Here is a 22123-nt window from a genome sequence, read left to right on the forward strand (position 1 = left end):
AGGATCACCCGGACGTGCCAAGTGAGTGGTGTGTTTTCAGCTCATTTATGAGACGGGGTGTATCATGTACGTGCCTGAAAATCTGCTTAAGATTCACTTGTTCAGTTTCTGGGCAGAGATTGGCCGATGACGTGCGGGCATGTGTGGCAGGAAGATGCCTGCTCACGCAGACGTGTGAGCACCGATCCGATTTCGGCAAGGGCCGAACATCGCCGCCACGGCAAGAATCAGACCCGACATTGTGGCGATCATACCGGCGGCGCTTACGGCATCCGCCCCGCCCAGCCACAAGGGGCCGTAGCCGGCCAGCACATAGCCCGACACGGCTGAGGCAATGGCGAACACGACGCTCCAGGCAATCTGCGCCTCCAGTCGGTTCGTCAACATCCGTGCTGCGGCGGGCGGACAGATGAACATGGCAATCACGATGATCGAGCCTACGGCGTCAAAAGCGGCCACTGCGGCGATGGCTGCGGTGATGACCAACGCCATGCCCAGAACGCCGGTTCGAATGCCGATCGTCCGGGCAAAGCCTTCGTCGAAGGTAGAAATCTTCAGCGGCCGCCAGAACAGCCACGTGAACAATGACACGCCGACTAAGGTCAGAGCGATACGAGGCAGTTCGGGGGGCAACCCTGCAAGCGCCTCAGCGTCCAGTAAGGATGACCATCCGGTTGCATCCAGCCAGATCAGACTTTCAAGGTTGCCATAAAGCGCATGTTCCACGTCCAGATGCACGGTCGATGTGTCCGTCTGTTCCAGAAGCAGAACGCCTGCAGCGAACATGGTCGTAAAGACCACGCCCATTGCGGCACCGGGTTCGATCTGGCCCAGTCGGCGAATGGCTTCGATCAGAACCACCGCGACTACCGCAGCCCCTGCCGCGCCCAGCATCATTGGCCAGGTCGATATGGTGCCCGTGATCAGAAACGCCACGACGATACCCGGCAGCACGACATGGCTGATCGCATCCCCGATAAGCGCCTGTTTGCGCAGCACCAAGAAGTTACCGGGCAGGGCACAGGCAATTGCCGCGAATGTGCCTATCAGCAGCGGCGTCAGCGACAGCGGAACGAATTCTTCACCACTCATACCTGCACCCCTTGTGGTCTGCCGATCTGGCGGTCGATCTCGGCGATCTGGTCGCGGGTCAGGACGGTTTCGATATCCCGCAACCCATCATAAAGCGCCGCTGTTGCCTCATGCGCCTGATCTGCGCGGACAAACTCCCACCGCTTCTCATCACGCAAAGCCTTGGCTGCGCGGGCTTTACCGGCGTCGGTTGCAACACCGTCGGCACGGGCAAGACCGGCACGGCGCAGCAAACGCAGGGTCAGGGGTTCATAGATCTTTTGCCCTTGGGCCAGCGCCAAAAGCCCCTGTCGAATATGCACCCGCCGCTGAAAGCGCAAATGGCGCAACACCGCCGCCAGTACTCCGCGCATCGGAGCGAAGAACAGGGAAACGACAAAGAAGGCAAAACTGACCAGAACGATAATCGGTCCCGTTGGAAGGTTTGGTGCAGATGCCGAAATGGCTGCGCCAATAAATCCGGCCAGCCCGCCTGCCAACCCGGCGAGCAGAACGACATGTTCAGAGCGTTCAGACCAGAACCGCGCGGTCACAGCCGGGATGATCAGAAGTGCTACAATCAGGATCAGACCCACGATTTTCAGGCCAACCACGGTCACGGCCATGACCAACCCCATCATGGCCAAGTCAATTCTATGAACCGGCAACCCTCGGGCCGCAGCATATTCAGGATCAAACGCAACAAAGGTCATGGGACGGCGGATGATCATGACCAGCATCAATGTCGCCGCGCCACCGATTGCGATGATCATCGCATCAGCCCAGAGCATTCCAGCCGTTGAGCCCAGCAAGAAGCCCTCCAACCCGGCCTGACGGCCCACGCCCATGGTTTGAATGATTGTCAGCAAGACGATGCCAAAGCCGAAGAAGACCGACAGAACCGCTCCGATAGCTGCATCTTCGGCCAGCCGCGTGTGCCGCGTCAGCCAGTTCATACACAGAAGGCCGACCCAGGCCGAGATGGCAGAACCCGCCAGAAGGCCCAGCAGATTGCGCCCGTCCCCGCCCAGCGCAACCAACACCATGAAAGCCAGACAGACGCCGGGCAGAGTTGCATGGCTGATTGCGTCACTGACCAGGGCACGTTTGCGCAGGAACAAAAACGTCCCTGTTACACCCGCCGAAACGCCCAGCAAGGTCGCACCAAGGGCTACCAGCGTGGCGTTATAGCCAAGCTGCAGGGTCAGAGCGTCCCAAAGCATGAGTTACCCCAGAGCGCGCGATAATTGATCGATCTGCGCGGTCGCCAGTCTTCCGCCATAGGCCGATTGCAGGTTTTCGGCCGTGAAAGCCTCGGACACCGGCCCTTCGGCAACCTTTCGGGTATTGATCAGGAACACATGATCGAAATAATCGGTCACGGTCGCCAGATCGTGATGCACCACCACAACTGTCTTGCCCGCTTCTTTCAGAGATTTCAGCACCGCAATAATGGCTTTCTCCGTGGCAGCATCCACGCCTGCGAAAGGTTCATCCAGCAGATACAGGTCAGCGCCCTGCGCCAAAGCACGCGCCAGAAACACGCGCTGCTGCTGTCCACCGGACAATTGTCCGATCTGGCGGTCCGCGAAATCGCGCATGCCGACACGGTTCAGACAATCCATCGCGCAGGCCTTGTGACGGGCACGCACACGGCCCAACAATCCAAGTTCGCGCGACAGACCCATCAGAACCACATCGATGACGCGCGTCGGGAAATCCCAGTCTACACTGGCACGTTGAGGCACATAGGCGATGCGGGCACGTTGCTTGTCCAATGGCTGGCCGAACACGGTGACCTGACCTGACAGAGGCGAAACGATGCCAAGCGCCGCCTTGAGCAAAGTGGATTTTCCGGCCCCGTTCGGCCCGATGATCGCAGTCATCGCACCGGGCTGGACGGTCATATCAACTGAAAAGACGGCTGGCTTTTGCCCGTATGAGACTGTCAGCCCGCGCACGGCAAGGGGGCTGTCCGCCAACCCCTGCGCTTCAACTGTCACACCTTCATTGCTGACCAGATCCAACATCAATCAAAATCCCGCCGACAGTTTGCCGTCCATGCCACGACCAGAGACATCGCCACCCAACGCGCCGGCAATAACAGTGATGTTGTGGTCCAGCATTCCGACATAGGTGCCTTCATAGGTTCCGTCTTCACCCATGGCGTCCGAGAACAGTTCGCCTCCGACCTTGACCTCATGCCCCTTGGCCGCAGCACCCTCGATCAATGCGCGGATCGAACGATCCGAGACCGAGCTTTCGACGAAGACGGCCGTGACCTGACGCTCGACCAGCAGATCGACCAGTTCACCAATCCGGTTCAGACCAGCCTCGGACTGGGTCGAGATGCCCTGAATGCCCAGAACCTCGAACCCGAAGCTTTCGCCAAAATAGCCAAAGGCGTCATGGGCGGTGATCAGAACTCGGCTGTTTTCAGGGACCGACGACAAAGCGGTGTTGGCATAGATCGCCAAGCGATCGATATCTGCAAGATGGGCCTGCGCGTTCGCGGCAAAAACCTCGGCCGCATCGGGGCGCACTTCGGTCAAGGCGGCCTGAACCTCCAGAACGACGTCACGCCACAGTACGGGTGTCATCCAGACATGAGGGTCAAACTTGTCGGCATAATCGTCATGCGACCGCAGCTTGGATTTATCAACACCTTCGGCTACCGCGATCACGGTTCGCTTACGTTCCAGAACATGGAAGAAATCTTCCATCTGCGCCTCGAGGTACAGGCCGTGCCACAGGATCAGGTCAGCTCGGGTCATGGCGACTATATCACTGCGTGTCTGGCGATAGGCATGAGGGTCCACACCGGGGCCCATCAGCCCTTTGACCTCAACCTCATCACCACCGACCTGACGCGCCGCATCTGCGATCATGCCCGTCGTGGCAACCACCTTAAGGGGTGCCTCGGCCCAGGCTGCAAGGGGCAGTGAAACCGCCAGCATCAATGCGGAAAGAAAACTCCGACGAATCATCTTCGACCTCAATTTCGCGTCCTGATTAGGATGAATATGAGAACCATTCGCAACTAAGTCAACGCTAATGCGAATTATTCGCAAGAAAGTCGGGATTCTTTGTCCATTTGGTCAAAAAATTTCCGATCAGTTCCCTACAACACCTTCCATTCCCCGGCCCGGCATGCGATTTTGTCGCAAACCTCCCAAAGGACGTGACTATGGATACGCAGAGCTCAGAAAGCCCCGTGCGCACCGCGCATCTGCCGCAAGTGACCGAGCCCAGAAACCCCGGCATGGAGTTGGACCTGGACTGGGTGCGCGCCGTGCAAGCCAACACTTCAGCCATTGAGCGCCGCGCCGCGACCCTGCCCGGTCGGCGGTCGGTGAAGAAAGAGTATCAGGCCGCGTGGCTGCTGAAGGCGATAACGATGATCGACCTGACCACGTTGTCGGGCGATGACACGGTCGGACGTGTCCGCCGTCTTTGTGCAAAGGCGCGGCAACCCGTGGCCTCTTCGGTATTGCAAGCGTTGGACATGCCGCCGATCACGACCGGAGCCGTTTGCGTCTACCACGATATGATCGAAACTGCCGTAGAAGCGCTGCACGGCACCGGCATTCCGGTCGCAGCCGTGTCGACCGGGTTTCCGGCGGGCTTGTCGCCCTTCCACCTGCGCGTGGCCGAGATCGAGGAAAGTGTGAAGGCCGGGGCCGAAGAGATCGACATTGTCATCTCGCGCCGTCATGTGCTGTCTGGCGATTGGCAGGCGTTGTATGATGAGATGAAGGCCTTCCGCGTCGCCTGCGGTGATGCCCATGTCAAAGCCATTCTGGCCACCGGAGAGCTGGGCAGCCTGCGCAATGTCGCCCGCGCTTCGCTGGTGTGCATGATGGCGGGTGCTGATTTCATCAAGACCTCGACCGGCAAGGAAAGCGTCAACGCCACGCTGCCCGTGTCGCTGGTGATGATCCGCGCAATCCGCGACTACTATGACCGCACCGGGTACCGTGTTGGCTACAAGCCTGCGGGCGGGATTTCCAAGGCGAAGGACGCGCTGGTCTACCTGTCGCTGATCAAGGACGAGCTGGGCGACCGCTGGCTGGAACCCGACCTGTTCCGCTTTGGCGCCTCGTCGCTACTGGGCGATATCGAGCGGCAGTTGGAACACTATGTCACCGGGGCTTACTCGGCTGGATACAGGCATTCGATGGGCTGAGCCTGTGGAAATGTTTGGACAGTGAGTATTTGGGAAAAGATGAAGTTATGACAGTCAAAGAGATCTTCGAGACCATGGATTACGGCCCCGCCCCCGAAAGCGCAGCCGAGGCGCTGGCCTGGCTGGTCGATCAGGGTGACAAGTTCGGTCATTATATCGATGGCGCCTTCACCAAGCCGGGCAAAGGCTTTGACAGCCGCAACCCGGCGACCGGAGAGGTGCTGGCCAAGCTGACGCAAGCCAAACAAGCCGACGTGGACGCCGCCGTTGCCGCCGCGCGCAAAGCGCAGCCGAAATGGGAGAAGCTGGGCGGCGCAGGTCGTGCGCGGTATCTCTATGCCATTGCGCGCCTGCTGCAGAAGCATTCGCGCCTGTTTGCGGTGTTGGAGAGCCTCGACAACGGCAAGCCGATCCGTGAGTCGCGGGACATCGACATTCCTCTGGCGCAGCGGCATTTCTATTATCACGCGGGTATGGCGCAGCTGATGGAGAGCGAGCTGCCCGATGCTCAGGCACTCGGTGTTTGCGGGCAGATCATTCCGTGGAACTTCCCGCTGCTGATGCTGGCGTGGAAGATCGCTCCGGCGCTGGCGATGGGCAACACGGTGGTTTTGAAACCGGCCGAGTACACCTCGCTGACCGCATTGCTGTTCGCCGACATCTGCTCGCAGGCCGGGCTGCCGAAGGGCGTGGTCAACATCGTGACCGGAGACGGCGCTGTGGGCGAGATGATCGTAAACGCGGATGTGGACAAGATCGCCTTTACCGGATCGACGGTCGTTGGGCGGCGTATCCGCGAGGCGACCGCTGGTTCCAGCAAAGAACTGACGTTGGAATTGGGCGGCAAGTCCGCCTACGTCGTGTTCGACGACGCCGATATCGACAGCGCCATTGAAGGTTTGGTCGATGCGATCTGGTTCAATCAGGGCCAGGTTTGCTGTGCGGGTTCGCGCCTGTTGGTGCAGGAAGGCATTGCCGACAGGTTCCACGATAAACTGCGCGCGCGGATGGACATGCTGCGTGTGGGTGATCCGCTGGACAAATGCATCGACGTCGGCGCTGTGGTGGACCCGGTTCAATTGCAGACCATCAAGGGGATGGTTGAAAACAACACGGTTGGTCACGTGCATCAGGCGGCCTGTGACTTGCCTGAGAACGGCTGCTACTACCCGCCGACGCTGATCTCGGGGCTCGAAACCTCTGACCCGCTGATGCAGGAAGAGATCTTTGGCCCTGTTCTGGTTTCCTCAACCTTCCGCACACCGGAAGAGGCGGTCGAGCTGGCCAACAACACCCGTTATGGTCTGGCCGCGACTGTGTGGACCGAGAATGTGAACCTCGCGCTGGATATCGCGCCCAAGCTGGTTGCGGGTGTGGTTTGGGTGAACGCCACCAACCTGTTTGACGCCGCGGCTGGTTTTGGCGGCGTGCGCGAAAGCGGCTTTGGCCGTGAAGGCGGCTGGGAAGGCCTGACCGCGTACACCAAGCCAAAGGGCAAAGCCAAGCCGCTGGCGAAGGTCGAGGCGATCATGGGCGAGGGCGCTCCGGTCGACCCGATTGACCGCACCGCCAAGATGTATGTCGGCGGCAAGCAGGCACGGCCCGATGGCGGTTATTCGAAACCCGTTTGGGGCAAATCCGGCCTGCTTGGCCATGTGGGCCTTGCCAACCGTAAGGACGTGCGCAACGCGGTTGAGGCTGCGGCGGGTGCCAAAGGCTGGTCCAAGACCACCGGCCACCTGCGCGCGCAGATCCTGTATTACATCGGCGAAAACCTCTCGGCGCGTGCTGATGAATTTGCTGCTCGTATCGACGCAATGATCGGCAGGAAGGGCGGCGCGAAAGAGGTCGAAGCTTCGATCCAGCGCCTGTTCACCGCCGCCGCCTGGGCCGACAAGTATGACGGTCAGGTACATGGCGTTCCGATCCGAGGCGTGGCCATTGCCATGAAAGAGTCCGTAGGTGTTATCGGCGCGCTCTGCGCCGACGAAGCGCCCCTGCTGGGTCTGGTGTCTGCAATGGCACCGGCGATTGCGATGGGCAATCGGACGGTTCTGGTGGCCTCGGAGCCCTATCCACTGGCAGCCACCGATTTCTACCAGATCCTTGAGACCTCAGACGTCCCTGCTGGTGTGGTCAACATCCTGACCGGCAGCCATGCGGAACTGGCCAAACCGCTGGCTTCGCACCTGAACGTGGATGCGGTCTGGTCGTTCTCGTCCACCGACCTGTCGAAAGAGATCGAGGCGGTCTCGGCCGGGAACCTGAAACGGACATGGGTGAATAACGCGACGGCACTTGATTGGGGCGTGGACCATTCGCGCCGGTTCCTGCAGGCTGCGACCGAAGTGAAAAACATCTGGGTGCCCTACGGCGAGTAGGGCTCCCGCATCACGGGAGGCCCATATGGAATTTTCAGGCGATTTTTCAGGAAAAACCGTCATCGTCATTGGCGGAACCAGCGGTATCAATCGCGGCATTGCCGAAGCCTTTGCCGCTTCGGGCGCGAAACTGGCCGTCGCCAGCCGGTCGCAGGACAAGGTGGACGACACCGTTGCTGCGCTGCAAGCCGCGGGCGCGCAGGAGGCCATCGGTGTCGCCTTTGATGTGCGCGACGCAGAGGCCGTGGCGGCGGGACTGAAACAGTTCCACGACGCGTTTGGCGAGTTTGACGTATTGGTTTCGGGCGCGGCGGGGAACTTCCCGGCGCTGGCATCCGAGATGTCGGTCAACGCGTTCAAGACCGTGATCGACATCGACCTGATGGGCACAATCCATGTGATGAAGGGGGCCTATCCCTATCTCAAACGCCCCGGTGCCAGCATCATCAACATCTCGGCCCCGCAAGCCTATTTGCCATATGAAGGCCAATCGCATGTCTGCGCCGCCAAGGCGGGCGTCGATCAGATCACGCGCACCCTGTCGATGGAATGGGGGGTCGAGGGCATCCGCGTGAACTCGGTCGTGCCCGGGTTCATCGAAGGCACCGAAGGGGCGAAACGTCTGGCCCCCACGGAAAACGCCCACGAAGAACTGCGCAAGGATGTCCCATTGGGTCGGTGGGGGCAGCCGCGGGACGTGGCGAATGCCTGCCTGTTCCTCAGCTCGGACATGGCCAGCTATATCAGCGGTACGGTTCTGGCCGTCGACGGCGCGCTATATCAACGCGGATCGGGCAAGTTCGGCCAGATGATGGGACAGATGCTGCGCAGCATGAAAAAGGGCTGAGCAGCGCTCAGCCCCTTTCGATCAATTGGTGGCTTCCAAACCGACCGGCTTGCCGACCACTGTGAAATGCAGCCCTTCCGGGTCCAGCAACTCGGCGGCGACGCGGTTCACCTCTTCCAATGTCACCGCATTCACCTGATCGTTGCGGGTGGCGATGTAGTCGATGGGCAGGCCCTCCATCTGCATACCGACCATGATCCCGGCGATCCGGCCATTGCCGTCAAACCGCAGCGGATAGGCTCCGGTCAGATAGGTTTTGGCGTCGTCCAGTTCCTTTTGGTTGACCCCGTCGGCAGCGGCGCGGGCCCATTCGGACCGGATCACATCCACGGCTTCGGCGATGCGATCATTGGAGGACGAGACCGATCCCAGATAGACCGAGGCCAGATCCTTGGGCACCAGATAGGTCGCCACACCATAGGTCAGCCCGCGCTTTTCGCGCACCTCGTGCATTAGACGGCTTTCGAACCCGCCACCGCCCAGAATGTGGTTCAGGACGAAGGCGGCAAAGAAGTCCGGATCGTCGCGGTCAATACCTGCATGGCCGAACAGGGCCACCGATTGCGGCGTGTCGAATTCGACCACGCTGACGCCGCCAGGGATGGTCACTTCAGCACGGTCCGGGATGGGCTTGCCGGTTTCAGGCAGATCGGCCAGCAGCTTGTCAAGCAATGCGCCCAGTTCTTCGGGCGTGATGTCACCGACGGCACCAACATAAAGCCGGTCCTTTGCAAACACATTGTCATAAGCGGTCATGACATCGTCGCGGGTCAGCGCCGATACACTGTCAATCGTACCCTTGCCTTCCGAGCCGTAAGGGTGATCACCATAGGCCATCTGCGCAAAACTGCGACCAGCGATATCGTTCGGGTCGGTCTGGTCCGAGCGCAGCCCTGACACGATCTGCGCCTTCACGCGTTCCACCGCATCCTGATCAAAGCGCGGCTCGTGAATCGTCGTGCGCAGCAGATCGGCAACCTCATCCCGGTTCTCGGTCAGGAACTGCGCGGAAATCGAGACTGTATCATCGGATGCATTGTACCGGAACGAGGCCGCCAGCGACTCCAACTCACGCGCATAGGTGCGGGCATCCATGTCGCCTGCGCCTTCCTCGATCAACCCGCTCATCAGGTAAACCGCGCCGCGCTTGTTGGGGTCATCCAGCGAGGTCCCGCCGCGGAAGCGCAGTTCCAGCGCCGTGAAGGGAATCGAGTGATCCTCGACCAGCCAGGCGGAGATGCCACCGGGCGAGGTGACCTCCTTGATCTCGATCTCGGCCCATGCTGGCAGGGCGATGACGAATGCGATCAGGGTTGCGAAAATCCGTTTCATTGCGTCACCTCATCGTCCTGCATGAGCCATCCGGTGACCGATGTTTCGGGTTGCAGCACCTCGCGGGCGGCGGCGATGATCTCATCCCCGGTCACGGCTTGCAGGATATCGGGCCAGGCCTGCACATCCTCGACGGTCAGACCGCTGGTCAGGGCGCGGCCATATCGGTTGCCGATCCCGTCCACATTGTCGCGCGCATAGGTCTGCGCCGCACGCAACTGCATCTTGATCCGGTCCAGATCTTCGTCGTTCACACCTTCGGCGATGAAATCGGCAACGGCCTGATCCATGGCCTCTTCGGCCTCTTGCAGGGAAACACCAGCGGCCGGCACCACGATCAGGTCAAAGGTCGTATCATCCAGCGAAACGCCACGATAGAACGCCCCGGTGTAAACGACCTTTTGCTGTTCGAACTGCAGTTTCTCGTTCAGATAGGACGTTGTGCTGCCGCCCAGAAGTTCAGCCAGCAGGAACAGAGCAGCGGCTTTTTCCTGGTCCCCTGGATCGCGTTCCGGTGCCAGATAGCTGCGCTGAACATAAGGCTGAGATACACGGGCATCCTTATATGTCAGGCGACGTTCGGCGGTTTGCGGCGGCTCTTGCGAGCGGACCCTTTCGGGCAGGTCCGGATTGGACGGAATCACGCCATAATATTGCTCGGCCAGCGCTTTGACCTCGTCGGGATCTACATCGCCCGAGACGACCAGAATAGCGTTGTTGGGTGCATAATGGGTCTGGTAGAAGGACAGCGCATCCTCCATATCCAGCGTCTCCATCTCGTGCCGCCAGCCGATGATCGGCACGCCATAGCGGTGGTTGAGGTATTGCGCCGCGTTCATCTGTTCGCCGAACAGGGCGCGGGGGCTGTTATCCGTGCGCTGGTTGCGTTCCTCAAGGATCACGTCGCGTTCGGTCAGGATATCCTCTTCGCTCAGGCGGAGATTGCGCATCCTGTCCGACTCCATCCGCATCATCAACTCCAGCCGGTCTGCGGCGACACGCTGGAAATAGGCGGTATAGTCATAGGACGTGAACGCGTTGTCATCGCCGCCATTGGCTGCAACGGTGGCCGAAAACTCCCCCGGAGCCAACGTATCGGTGCCCTTGAACAACAGATGCTCCAGGAAATGCGCAACGCCGGAGGACCCGATCGGCTCATCCGCCGAACCGGCGCGATACCAGACCATATGCTGCACGACCGGGGCGCGGTGGTCTTCGACCACGACGACATCCATGCCGTTGTCCAGGGTGAATGTGGTGACCGCTTCTTTACCGTCCTCGGCAAACACCGGGGCGGCAGCGATCAGGGCAGCCGACAAGGCCAGGGCCCGAACCATGGGGCATCCTCCGTTTCGTTTCTGGTACTCAAACTACGGTGACGCGGCCCAGGTTCAACCCTGATGACGGAAAGTTAAGAATTATTCACCCGGAGGGGATGATGGGGTTTCGACCCCGGCCCGTCGGGCCGCTTCGGTTTCCGAGAATGGATCAATCGATTGCCGTTCATAGACCTGACCATAGCGGTCGACCGGGAACAGGCGCAAACCGGTCCAGCGGCCACGGCGTTTGCGGAACGCGGCATCCTCGGCCTCGACCACCTGACGCGCATCGGGAGACACGCCATACCGGCTGGAGGCCGTGACAAGCGCCGCATCCGAAGACGGCACGGCAGTGTTGGGGTTCAGCGCGGCGGCGTTACCACCCAACGCGACCACGGCATCAGCATTGGGGTTCGGATCCGTCAGGTTCGCACCACCCGGCGTGGGCGCTGGCAAAAAGGCATAGTCCTTGGGCTGCGTCAGCGGTTTCACCGGTAACACCGAAAACTCATCCGGGCCCTCCCCCGGAGGCGCCAGATCCCGCAGACCGGGATTCGAACATGCCGCAACCGCAGCGGCAACAGTCAAAACAAATATGGCACGCGGCATCCGCATTGGTGTCTCCAGCCTGTTTCAGGCGCTTTTATCGCATTTCATTCCGCGCGTCACGAGGCCTTTTTGCCGTCAAACAGAACCAGGCCGATGGCTCCCGCAAAAATGAACACGTCCGCCAGGTTGAACACAAACGGGTTGTTGATGCCGCAGCAGGACATGTTCAGGAAATCCAGAACATAGCCGTAAAGAACCCGGTCCAGCACATTGGCTAGCGCACCGCCAATCAACAGTCCGCCACAAAATAGCATCACCTTGGACGAGGCCGCCCGGCTGAGCCAGATCAGAACAGCGACGCAGATCGCGACGGAAATACCGATCAAAACCCAGCGCGCGGCCTCAGAATTCCCTTGGAACAGGCCAAAATTGATGCCCCGATTCTCGCCGTACTTGAACACCAGTAGCGGCGGCAAAACATCGATGTTTCCATCGGCCACACGCATGACGTGAACGACCAGATATTTGCTGATCTGGTCGATCGCAAAGGCGGCCAAAGCCGCCCAGAGAAGCAGGCGTGACCGCATCAGTGACGGAAATGGCGCATGCCGGTAAAGACCATGGCCAATCCGGCCTCATCCGCAGCGGCGATCACTTCGTCATCGCGCATGGACCCACCCGGCTGGATGACGCAGGTTGCGCCCGCCTCGGCCGCTTCCATCAGCCCGTCGGGGAAGGGGAAGAACGCATCCGAGGCCACGGCAGAGCCGATGGTCAACGGTTGGGCCAAGCCCAGCGCGTCGGCCATACGTTCGGCTTTCTTGGCGGCGATCAGGGCCGAGTCCAAACGGCTCATCTGCCCCGCGCCCACGCCCACTGTCGCGCCATCCTTGACGTAAACGATGGCGTTGGACTTGACGTGCTTGGCCACTTTCCAGGCGAACAACAGGTCGCGCATCTGTTCATCGGTCGGGGCCTTCTTGGTCACAACCTTCAGATCATCCATGCCGACAAAACCGTTGTCCTTGTCCTGCACCAGCAGGCCACCAGCGACCTGACGCACGGTTTTGCCACCAGCGGTCACATCCGGCAGCGCTTCGGTCGTCAACAGGCGCAGGTTTTTCTTGGCGGCAAAGATCGCCTTGGCTTCGTCTGATGCACCCGGAGCAATCACGACCTCGGTGAAAATCCCAGTGATCTCCTGCGCGGTTTCGGCATCCAGTGGCTGGTTCAGCGCCACAATCCCGCCAAAGGCCGAAGTGCGGTCGCAATCGAAGGCCGCTTTGTAAGCCTCGATCAGGGTCGCGCCCTTGGCTACGCCGCAAGGGTTGGCGTGTTTGATAATCGCACAGGCAGCGCCTTGTGCGGGGTCAAACTCGGCCACCAACTCAAAGGCCGCGTCCGTGTCGTTGATGTTGTTGTAGCTCAGTTCCTTGCCTTGATGCTGAACCGCTGTCGCGACGCCCGGTCGGTTGGTGCCGTCGGTATAGAATGCCGCCTGCTGGTGGCTGTTCTCACCATAGCGCAGAGTCTGTTTCAGCTCACCGGCAAAGGCGCGGCGTTTCGGGGCTTCAAGCTGCAGCGCGTCGGCCATCCAGTTCGACACAGCGGTATCATAGGCGGCAGTTCGAGCATAAGCCTTCTGCGCCAGCCACTGGCGGAAGCCATAGGACGTCTTGCCGTAATTTTCTTCCAACTGATCCAGCAGCGAGGAGTAATCTTCGACGTCCACAACCACGTTCACAAAGGCGTGGTTTTTTGACGCCGCACGGATCATCGCCGGACCACCGATATCGATGTTCTCGATGCAGGTTTCGTAATCCGCCCCTTTGGCCACGGTCGCCTCGAACGGATAGAGGTTCACCACCAGCAGGTCGATTGCGCCAATGCCGTGTTCTTCCATCGCAGCGACATGGGTGTCGTTGTCACGCAGTGCCAGCAGGCCGCCGTGCACCATCGGGTGCAGAGTTTTCACACGGCCGTCCATCATTTCGGGGAAGCCGGTGATCTCACTGACGTCTTTGACCTCAAGCCCCGCGTCGCGCAGCGCCTTGGCGGTGCCACCGGTCGACAGAAGTTCGACCCCACGCTCGGCCAGCGCCTTACCCAGCTCGATCAGCCCGGTCTTGTCGGAAACGGAAAGCAACGCGCGGCGCACGGGGTGAAGATCGGTCATGGGTCCAAAGGTCCTTTTGGCGTCAGTCGAATTCTGGCTCGTCCCGGTGCGTATCGCGCACGGCATAGGCTGTGTCCTGCGCCTTGCTCAGCGTCCACCGGATGCGGGTCGCATACTCCATTGCGCGCCCAGATAGAACGATCTGTTTTGTCGCGCGTGGCTTTAAACGCCCTTTTTCAAGGTAAACGCTTGGCTCGACAGATAATTTTCCAACGCCATCATGGCGGAAAACCCAAATCTCACCGCTTTTGAGCGCCATCGACACCGCCGCCCCGCCCAAATCCAGTGCCGCATCGACATCCGGATGCAGATGAAAACGGATGTCGTAACCGATACCTTTAAGGCCCGAGGCATCCATCGCCTTGTCGAACTGACGCTTCGCCTTGTCGGTCGCGGTCAGCAAAATATCCTCGACCGTCAGTTCCCGGCCATCAAATCGCAACTCAAAGGTCCGAGCGTGCGTCAGGCCAAACACTTTGGCGTACCCATCATGACCGGCCATAAAGCGGATGCCCTCGAACGCGTCTTCGAAATCGACTGGTACTTCTTGTGGCGCGTCAACCAGCGCCTGAGCCTCTCGGCCCGGTAATGGGTTGGCCAGTCGGGCGCTGGAAAACCCGTCCAGACACAAGGTCGAATGCGACGGCGTCGCCCGTCCGGCACGCCGCCAATCCAACCCGAAACTGGCCCCGGACCCGCAATTCACGATCAACGGACGCCGCCCCGAGGTCAGCTCGAACGCCAGAGTAGAGGCATGTGCATTGAACGAAGCAGCCCCGGAAGGCGGTACACTGGCATCCACGATCACCGTGGTGCGCGCGGCGGACAGACGGGCATAGCCCATCGGCAATTCGGTTGCTGCCTTATGTTTGACGCCACTTTGCGCCAGGGCCTGTTCCAGACGTCCCTCGACTCCGCGTCCGCCGCCATGGAACCGCGCCAACGCCCCGTCCGCGTGGCGCAGGCTGCGCAGGGTCGGCGCGATTCGCTTGATCGCATTAGCCTGCGCGACAGGCGTACCGCGTCCCAGATCATTCAGTGCCGCCGAGGTCCAGCTGAGCAGCGTGAACACCTCAAGCAGTTCTTCCGGGTTGCGTGTTGGGATACCGCCCTGCGCGTCCACCTGCCGGTCGCATTCCCCGGCCAGGGCACGCAAGGCCGGATCGGCCATCTGCTCCAACCCCTCCAACGCCAAACCGGCCTGTACCAAACCGGCCAGAGCCTCAAATCGCGGCAACCCCGGAGTAGCGGCCTGCCAGCGTTTGGACAGGAACCATGTCTGTTGGGCCAGCGACCGAAAGAACAACCTGCTTTGCTTTTCATCGGCGCCACGCAACAGGAAAATCGCGTGATTGATCCAGCGCATCACACGTCGACCGGTCAGGTCGGGCACCCAACCCGGGCCCTGCCCGCGACCGTGCGCTTCGATCCAGCCCCAGACCCAGCGCTGCGCCTTTTCCCGTGCGCGCATATCTCCGACTGCGGCCAGATCATCTAACCACGCAAAGCCGTGGCGTTCGTCGTCAAAGCCCGCGCTGGGCGCGGAAACATCCCAAAGCCCGGTATCCTCGGCCTCGACCAGATATCCGGCGAACAAAAGATTTCCGGCGACCAGTTGCCGTCCACGTGCGAACGAGCCCACGGTGCGCGGATCAGGTTGCGCGACAAACCCTGTGACTGCCTTTTGCCGCTGACTGAGACGCGCGTAGAAACGGTTCTGAAACCGCATCCACCGACTGGTCATGGTGTCCGAGTTCGACATGTCTCGCGTTACTCTGCCCCTTGCGCTCTGCTGGCGCTTGAGACCCAACGATAGACCGCGCCGATCGTCAAGTCATCGAAAAGCGTGCGCTCAGGCCGATTTGTTCAGACAGGCGATATAGAACCCGTCCATACCACCCTGATCCGGCCAGTAATCGGGCCGCAGCCGCAGGCCGCCTTCTTCGGTGATCCAGTCGTCTTCAACGCCGGGGATCTTCAAGGCGTCGCGGTCCACGGCCATCTCTGGATACATATCCAGCGCCTCTTCGACCTGCACCTCACCTTCATCCGGCAACAAAGAACAGGTGCAATAGACCAAGCGCCCACCGGGTTTCAGCAGGGTCCATGCGTGGGCCAACATGCGCGCCTGGAGTTCGATCAGACCGCCGAATTCCGAACCATCCTTGGCAAACGGCAAATCGGGATGCCTGCGGATCGTGCCGGTGGCCGAACAGGGCGCGTCCAGCAGGATTGCGTCATACTGGCCTTGATGCTCCAACGCATCACCTACAACAACCTGCGCCTTCAACCCGGTGCGCTCAAGGTTTTCGCGCACCCGCTCCATCCGGGTTTCCGATACATCCAGGGCCGTGACATCCGCACCGGCCGCTGCCAACTGCATCGTTTTGCCACCTGGGGCTGCGCAGAGGTCCAGCACTTTTTCGCCCGCCTTCGGTGCCAGAACGCCAACCGGCAGAGCCGCGGCGGCATCCTGAACCCACCACTCGCCCGCTTGGTACCCCGGTAAGGTCGAGACCTGACCAGCATCGTGCATGCGCACCGAACCCGTAGGCAGCAGGCTACCTGCGGGGCCAACTGCCCCCGGCTTTACAGTCAAATCAAGGGGTGCGCCTGTGAAATGCGCCTGCTCCATCCCGGCCACGGCATCCGCGCCCCAGGCCATGATCAGCGGATCCCGCAACCACTCCGGCAAACGCGGAACACGCATCTTCGGCCACGCCTCGGGCCCTTCGGCTGCAACCTTGCGCAGAACGGCATTCACCAGGCCCTTGAGACGTCCATGCTTGCGCGAACGGCTGATGATCTCGACCATGGAATTCACAACGCCGTGGGCGGCTTCACCGTTGCACAACTCAACCGCGCCCAGCCTCAGCGTGTTGTGAACCGTCAGAGCGGGTGTGCGGTTCAGGTGGTTGTCCAGCAACCTGTCGGCGCGTTCCAGCCCACGCAGCGTTTCCAATGCCAGCCGCTGGGCACGTGCGCGATCCTCGGGACCCAGCCGATCCAGTGCGCCGGCAGCGAGACATTCGGATAGCAGGCGACCTTCGCCCAGAACCTGATCCAGAAGATAGATTGCGCTGCGCCGTGCTGCTGTTGCGCTGTTTGACATGGTACCGCCTTCATGTGACCTGCGCCCGCATTGCCAATGGCGGACGCGGGCGTATATCAAGGCTGTGCACGGAAAGGAACCCGATGTCATGAGTGACGACCGCAAAGACCTGCCCCCCGCCGCCTTGCGTGCGCTGGCCGAAGCAGATGAACGCCGCCGCAAGGCCGCAGCCGAGGCAAAGGATTTGCCCAAGGAACTGGGTGGCCGCGACGGACCGGACCCGGCGCGCTATGGCGATTGGGAAAAGAAGGGCATCGCCATCGATTTCTGAGCGATCAGCCGCGCAGTGCCTGCAGGAAATCCTCGATCAAAGCGCGTTGTTTTTTGGATTTTGCCCGATCTTCGGGCCAGGTCAGCCAGTAGCCGTCTTTGGTTTGCAATTCCGGTAGGTCCATCCTGCGCAACCGGCCCTCCTGCAGATCGGCAGAGGCCAGCGGAACAGATCCCAAAACCACGCCCATACCGCGTCGAGCTGCCGAAATCGCGTGTTCCATCGAATCAAAGCTGATTTGTGAAGGCGGCAAATCCTGTTGGCCACTTTTTTGGCTCCATTCTTGCCAACCGGGGCGCTCACCACGCAGGTCGATCAAAGGTGCACCCCAATCGACACCCGGTGCCGCCATGGGCGCAAGAACCTCACGTGCAATCAATGCGGCATCGCGCCCGGCCCAAACACCCCGACCATAGCGGATTTGTAGCCAGGTCCGCTCTTCATCCAGAGACGACCGGCGCGCGACCGAGTCGGTCATCACCCGAACCTTGGGCCGCACCCCATGAAATCTGGTCAGGGCGGGTACGATCAGCGCGTGAATGTGCGACGACAACCCGGCGACGCGCAATTCGCGCGGGGATTTTCCAAACAGGTCCTCTGTGTTGCGTTCCAGTGCCCGAAGGCTGTCCTGCACCAGAGGCAGATAGCTTTCCCCCTCGACCGTCAGTGACACGCCTCGCGCCTCACGCACGAATAAGGATCGGCCCAGCCACGCCTCGAGATTGCCGATCCGCTGGCTGACCGCCGCCTGCGTCAGTCCAAACTCTTTTGCAGCGGCAGAGAACCCACCCAGACGACCCGCAGCCTCGAACACGCGCAACCAATCCAGCGGAGGTAACCCGATCTTTTTCTTAGCCATTAGATTTTCCAAGCCTCAGCCGTAATAAGGATTAATTGTCGTAATGCCACGGGGCGCGTATTTCCTCAACCATAGCCCGCGCTGAACAGGAGCCCCCCAAATGCTGCGCACCGCCACCCACGACACCTCGGTCGTCACCGTCGAATTCGACACAGGTATCCAAGCCCGCTTTCATGCCATCTGGCTACGCGACAATGCGCTGGACTCTGAGACCCGCGCGCCGTGCAACGGTCAGCGCCTGATCACCATCGGTGATATCCCCGCTGACATCTCGATCAGTGCCGCCGAGGTTGTCTCGGGCAACTTGCAAGTCACGTTTCAGCCAGAGGGCAAGACCGTCACCTTCCCGTCCGATTGGTTGGCCAAACATAGCTATGACCGCGATCATGATGTTGCACCGGGTCGCATCGCCCCCGGCATCACGACGTGGGAGCGCGGTATCGACGCGCCCAGTGGGGACTGGACCGAGGTCCATGCCAGTCCCGCCGCCAAGCGCAATTGGCTGGCTTCCGTTGCCGAGTTCGGGTTTGCCAAACTGACCGGCGGCCCGACCGAGCCGGAATCGCTGCTGAAAGTGGCCGACCTGTTTGGCTATGTGCGCGAAACCAATTACGGCCCGTATTTCGAGGTGCGGACCGAGGTGAACCCCACCAACCTCGCCTATACCGGGCTGGGGTTGCAGGCCCATACCGACAACCCCTATCGAGACCCGGTGCCGACCCTGCAAATTCTGTATTGCCTTGAAAACAGCGCTGAAGGGGGTGACTCGATCGTCGTTGACGGCTTCCGCGCTGCCGAGAAACTGCGGGACCGGAACCCCGAGGGATTTGCCCTGCTGGCGGGCTATCCTGCCCGCTTCGAATACAAAGGCTCGGACGGGGTCTGCCTGCGGTCGCGTCGTCCGATGATCGAACTGTCACCGGATGGTGAACTGGTCGGCATCCGCTTCAACAACCGCTCGTCTGCGCCTCTGGTCGATATCCCGTTCGACCGGATGGAAGCCTATTATGCCGCCTATCGCCAATTGGGCGAGATCATCGACGATCCGGCCATGGGCGTGTCGTTCAAACTGGAACCGGGCGAAAGCTTTATCGTCGACAACACCCGCGTGCTGCACGCGCGTCTGGGCTATTCCGGAGCCGGTTCGCGCTGGTTGCAGGGTTGTTACGCCGACAAGGACGGGTTGCTGTCCACGCTTGCGGCGATGGAGATGGCGCAGCCGGAGGCGGCGGAATGAAACCCGATTTCTCGACCCTCAACCGGGACAATATCGTGGCCTTCATCGGTGACATCTTCGAGCGTCGCGGCGGTGAGGAATATCTGGGTGAACCCGTCACCATGGCCGAGCATATGCTGCAAGGCGCCACTATCGCCGAACAGAACGGTCAGCCCGAGGAAATCATCGTTGGCGCGTTGCTACACGATATCGGGCACTTTACGTCCGAGTTCGGCACTTATCACCCCGACGATACCGAAGACCGCCATCATGAGGACGCAGGTGCGGAGGTGCTGGAACAGTTCTTCCCCTCGGTCATCACCGATTGTTGCCGATATCACGTGGCGGCCAAACGCTATCTCTGTGCAACCAAACCCGAATACTTTGATCGGCTCTCTGCTGCCTCGGTCCACACGCTGGAATTGCAAGGCGGTCCAATGAATGCAAAAGAGGTCGCGGAATTCGAAGCCAATCCGAACCTGAAAGAGATCATTCAAGTCCGGTATCTGGATGAGGCGGGCAAACGCGCGGATATGGAAACACCGGATTTTGCCCATTTCGCACCGATGGTGCAGCGCATGGTCGACAAACATCTGATCTCGACATGACCGCCCCGGAGTACATCTTTGAGGCCAGTTCCAAGCCGTCGTTGCCCTGGCACGAGGTTCCTCTGATCCGTGCGACGGACGCGTCTGTCAAAGGCTATGGCTGTCTGGTCGACGACCCTGAAACCTTCGAGATTGAGATCGTCCGCTGGCCGCAACAGGGCTGGCGGCCGATTGACGAAGGCACCGGTGATGAAGGGGGCTGGGTCGAGGGCACGTTCAAATGTGACTGGCAGGGTGATGTGCTCTTCGGTGAGAACGAGGCCGTCAAAGGCCACTACGTGCTGGGTTGGTCAGCCGACCCTCAGCAGGCGCAGACGGATCGGCAAACCGCGCCGCGCAATCAGGTGTTGCTGTGGCACATGAACTATCACCCCGACGGCGGGCAGATGTTCTGGCCGCTGGACAACAAACCGTTCATCGTCCCCGCCGCCCTGCCCGGCGACAACCTGACCCCGGACAAAGTGGTGGCGTTCTGGTGCGACGGCTCTCGTGGCCTCTACATCCACCCCGGTATCTGGCATGAGGGGATTTTCCCGGTCGAGGACAACCAGCGTTTTCTCGACCGTCAAGGCCGGGTTCATGCGCGGGTCAGTGCCGATATCGGACAGGAATTCGGCGTCTACCTCGCTTGTCCATTGCGGGCCGACAAAGTCAAGGATCTGTAGCCAAGGCCCCCTGATGATCGGGACGCTTACGCGCAATCCAGACCTGTACAGCCAGCAGGTACGGCACGAAAAACGCAAAGTTCTGCACCAGATCGAAAGGGCCCGAGAAATCGGGCTCTGATCCCAACCCATCGGTCAGCACGTACCAAAGCGTATAGTGCAACCGGTAGAGCCACGACCCCAGCGCCAGCCAGAACAGCCGCAGCCCCCAGGCCCAATGGCCTGCACGGTCTCTGACCAGGGCCATATGCGCGACCATCAGCGCGGCTGTGAACAGGCAGAACCCATACAGGAAGAACGCGGCTGACATCACCGGCCCGCCAATTGTGCCGCGCAAGGGGATATAGGTCATTCCTGCCAGCCCCGTGATCAGCCCCAGCGTGATCAGCCCCCGGCCCAGCATGCGATGAAACCGGGTGTATTTCAGCCGTACCGCTCTTACCAATTGCAGCGGAACCAGTGCGACCAACAGCGTGCCGGTCAGGATATGCAGGATCATCGCCGCATTGCCGACGCCTTGACCGTCGGCAAACAGATAGCTCTGCCCGGGAGCATCCTCGGACAGGCCGACGCCGATCATTGCCACCCCATGCACGACAAAGGGCAACAGCGTCAGATAGAACGCGGCAAACAGACTTATTGTCAGAAATCGTGACTTCATGGTTTGCACCACCCAACCTTAGCGCAGCCGGACGGTGCGTCTATGGCCTACAGCCCCAGCACATCCACCATGTCATACTGACCGGGCGCCTTGCCCTGTCCCCACAGAGCCGCCTTCAGCGCACCGCGGGCAAAGATGGCGCGGTCGGTGGCGAGGTGACGCAAGACGATACGCTCTCCGGGGGCAGCGAACAACACGTCATGTTCGCCCACGATGTCCCCCCCGCGAATTGCGTGGAACCCGATGTCCCCGCGTTTGCGCGCGCCGGTAATGCCGTCGCGACCCCGATCGGACACATCGGCCAGGTTGACCCCGCGCCCCTCGGCAGCGGCCTCACCCAGCATCAGCGCGGTGCCCGAGGGCGCATCGACCTTGTGGTGGTGGTGGCCTTCGATCACCTCGATGTCGAAATCTTCATCCAAAGCGGCGGCGACCTTTTTGGTCAGTTGCACCAGCAGGTTGACGCCCAGGCTCATATTCCCTGCCCGCACGATCACCGCGTGACGAGACGCAGGCTCTAGCGCTGCGATCTGTTCATTCGTCATACCGGTTGTGCCGATCACATGGACACAGCGCGCCTGCGCCGCCAATGCTGCAAACTCCAGCGTCGCCTCAGGAGCGGTGAAGTCGATCACCGCCTGCGCTTGTGCGAAAGCCTCCAGCGGGTCGTCTGTCACCGTGACACCCAGCGCCTGACCGCCCATCGCCTCGCCCACGTCCTGACCGACCCAGTCATGGCCTTTGCGCTCGACCACGCCGACCAGACGTGCCTTATCACTGTCGGTGACGGTCTTGATCAGCATCTGCCCCATACGGCCCGAAGCCCCTGTGATGACGATCCCCGGAATATGGGTCATTGCGCTGGTCCTT

General features: G+C 60.7%; 21 protein-coding genes. 7 read left to right on the forward strand and 14 right to left on the reverse strand.

Annotated features, from left to right (window positions below; all coding sequences use genetic code 11):
- Positions 1-162 precede the first annotated feature (162 nt).
- From ACR0LF_RS11225 to ACR0LF_RS11240, 4 genes are read right to left on the reverse strand one after another with little or no spacing between them, the layout of a single operon-like run.
- On the reverse strand, positions 163-1092 hold the full coding sequence (locus ACR0LF_RS11225; protein WP_480579920.1) for a metal ABC transporter permease: 930 nt from the start codon (positions 1090-1092) through the stop codon (positions 163-165).
- Positions 1089-2294 (reverse strand): metal ABC transporter permease, encoded by a 1206-nt coding sequence (locus ACR0LF_RS11230; protein WP_480579918.1) that lies wholly within the window; start codon positions 2292-2294, stop codon positions 1089-1091. Before ACR0LF_RS11230 ends, ACR0LF_RS11225 begins: the two co-directional genes overlap by 4 nt.
- 3 nt (positions 2295-2297) lie before the next feature.
- A complete protein-coding gene (locus tag ACR0LF_RS11235) occupies positions 2298-3101 on the reverse strand; it encodes a metal ABC transporter ATP-binding protein (protein ID WP_480579916.1) in 804 nt (267 codons plus the stop codon).
- Between the two features lie 3 nt (positions 3102-3104).
- Complete coding sequence (locus tag ACR0LF_RS11240; RefSeq protein ID WP_480579914.1) at positions 3105-4058, reverse strand: metal ABC transporter solute-binding protein, Zn/Mn family; 954 nt, start codon at positions 4056-4058, stop codon at positions 3105-3107.
- A 200-nt stretch (positions 4059-4258) separates the two neighbouring features.
- On the opposite strand from ACR0LF_RS11240, the gene deoC reads away from it, so the two are divergent.
- The 3 genes from deoC to ACR0LF_RS11255 are packed head-to-tail and all read left to right on the forward strand — an operon-like array spanning position 4259 to position 8485.
- Positions 4259-5257, forward strand: coding sequence for a deoxyribose-phosphate aldolase (deoC, locus tag ACR0LF_RS11245; RefSeq protein ID WP_480579912.1), 999 nt, complete (start codon positions 4259-4261; stop codon positions 5255-5257).
- Positions 5258-5304: 47 nt separating this feature from the next.
- Positions 5305-7638: an aldehyde dehydrogenase family protein gene (locus tag ACR0LF_RS11250; RefSeq protein WP_480579910.1), complete on the forward strand. Its 2334-nt coding sequence runs from the start codon at positions 5305-5307 to the stop codon at positions 7636-7638.
- 25 nt (positions 7639-7663) lie between these two features.
- Positions 7664-8485, forward strand: coding sequence for an SDR family oxidoreductase (locus ACR0LF_RS11255; protein WP_480579908.1), 822 nt, complete (start codon positions 7664-7666; stop codon positions 8483-8485).
- Positions 8486-8506: 21 nt separating this feature from the next.
- On the opposite strand, the gene ACR0LF_RS11260 is transcribed toward ACR0LF_RS11255, so the two are convergent.
- The 7 genes from ACR0LF_RS11260 to ACR0LF_RS11290 all read right to left on the reverse strand — a co-directional run bounded on the left by ACR0LF_RS11260 (position 8507) and on the right by ACR0LF_RS11290 (position 16973).
- Positions 8507-9817: a M16 family metallopeptidase gene (locus ACR0LF_RS11260; protein WP_480579906.1), complete on the reverse strand. Its 1311-nt coding sequence runs from the start codon at positions 9815-9817 to the stop codon at positions 8507-8509.
- Positions 9814-11154: a M16 family metallopeptidase gene (locus tag ACR0LF_RS11265; RefSeq protein WP_480579904.1), complete on the reverse strand. Its 1341-nt coding sequence runs from the start codon at positions 11152-11154 to the stop codon at positions 9814-9816. Before ACR0LF_RS11265 ends, ACR0LF_RS11260 begins: the two co-directional genes overlap by 4 nt.
- 81 nt (positions 11155-11235) lie before the next feature.
- A complete protein-coding gene (locus ACR0LF_RS11270) occupies positions 11236-11751 on the reverse strand; it encodes a DUF3035 domain-containing protein (RefSeq protein ID WP_480579902.1) in 516 nt (171 codons plus the stop codon).
- A gap of 50 nt (positions 11752-11801) precedes the next feature.
- Positions 11802-12272: a signal peptidase II gene (gene lspA, locus ACR0LF_RS11275; protein ID WP_480579900.1), complete on the reverse strand. Its 471-nt coding sequence runs from the start codon at positions 12270-12272 to the stop codon at positions 11802-11804.
- Positions 12272-13861, reverse strand: coding sequence for a bifunctional phosphoribosylaminoimidazolecarboxamide formyltransferase/IMP cyclohydrolase (gene purH / locus ACR0LF_RS11280; RefSeq protein WP_480579898.1), 1590 nt, complete (start codon positions 13859-13861; stop codon positions 12272-12274). The genes lspA and purH overlap by 1 nt, the downstream gene beginning before the upstream one ends.
- Positions 13862-13883: 22 nt before the next feature.
- Complete coding sequence (locus ACR0LF_RS11285; RefSeq protein ID WP_480579896.1) at positions 13884-15623, reverse strand: heparinase II/III family protein; 1740 nt, start codon at positions 15621-15623, stop codon at positions 13884-13886.
- Positions 15624-15713: 90 nt separating this feature from the next.
- Entirely contained in the window at positions 15714-16973 is a 1260-nt protein-coding gene (locus tag ACR0LF_RS11290) for an RsmB/NOP family class I SAM-dependent RNA methyltransferase (RefSeq protein ID WP_480579894.1), read from the reverse strand.
- Between the two features lie 88 nt (positions 16974-17061).
- Between ACR0LF_RS11290 and ACR0LF_RS11295 the strand changes: the two genes are divergently transcribed.
- Positions 17062-17244: a DUF1674 domain-containing protein gene (locus ACR0LF_RS11295; protein WP_480579892.1), complete on the forward strand. Its 183-nt coding sequence runs from the start codon at positions 17062-17064 to the stop codon at positions 17242-17244.
- Between the two features lie 4 nt (positions 17245-17248).
- On the opposite strand, the gene ACR0LF_RS11300 is transcribed toward ACR0LF_RS11295, so the two are convergent.
- On the reverse strand, positions 17249-18103 hold the full coding sequence (locus tag ACR0LF_RS11300; protein ID WP_480579890.1) for a LysR family transcriptional regulator: 855 nt from the start codon (positions 18101-18103) through the stop codon (positions 17249-17251).
- Positions 18104-18203: 100 nt separating this feature from the next.
- Here ACR0LF_RS11300 and tmpA point away from each other — a divergent pair, with 100 nt between their 5' ends.
- Genes tmpA through ACR0LF_RS11315 form a run of 3 tightly spaced genes read left to right on the forward strand, consistent with a single transcriptional unit; the run spans position 18204 to position 20592 of the window.
- Complete coding sequence (gene tmpA / locus ACR0LF_RS11305) at positions 18204-19340, forward strand: 2-trimethylaminoethylphosphonate dioxygenase (RefSeq protein ID WP_480579888.1); 1137 nt, start codon at positions 18204-18206, stop codon at positions 19338-19340.
- Positions 19337-19927, forward strand: coding sequence for a (R)-1-hydroxy-2-trimethylaminoethylphosphonate oxygenase (tmpB, locus tag ACR0LF_RS11310; protein WP_480579886.1), 591 nt, complete (start codon positions 19337-19339; stop codon positions 19925-19927). Before tmpA ends, tmpB begins: the two co-directional genes overlap by 4 nt.
- Complete coding sequence (locus ACR0LF_RS11315; RefSeq protein WP_480579884.1) at positions 19924-20592, forward strand: ureidoglycolate lyase; 669 nt, start codon at positions 19924-19926, stop codon at positions 20590-20592. The genes tmpB and ACR0LF_RS11315 overlap by 4 nt, the downstream gene beginning before the upstream one ends.
- Here the strand turns inward: ACR0LF_RS11315 and ACR0LF_RS11320 are convergent.
- On the reverse strand, positions 20579-21253 hold the full coding sequence (locus ACR0LF_RS11320; protein WP_480579882.1) for a DUF2306 domain-containing protein: 675 nt from the start codon (positions 21251-21253) through the stop codon (positions 20579-20581). The two genes, ACR0LF_RS11315 and ACR0LF_RS11320, sit on opposite strands and share 14 nt — an antisense overlap.
- A gap of 47 nt (positions 21254-21300) precedes the next feature.
- A complete protein-coding gene (gene dapB, locus ACR0LF_RS11325; RefSeq protein ID WP_480579880.1) occupies positions 21301-22110 on the reverse strand; it encodes a 4-hydroxy-tetrahydrodipicolinate reductase in 810 nt (269 codons plus the stop codon).
- Between the last annotated feature and the right edge of the window lie 13 nt (positions 22111-22123).

It is taken from the genome of Ruegeria sp. E8, from assembly GCF_056533985.1.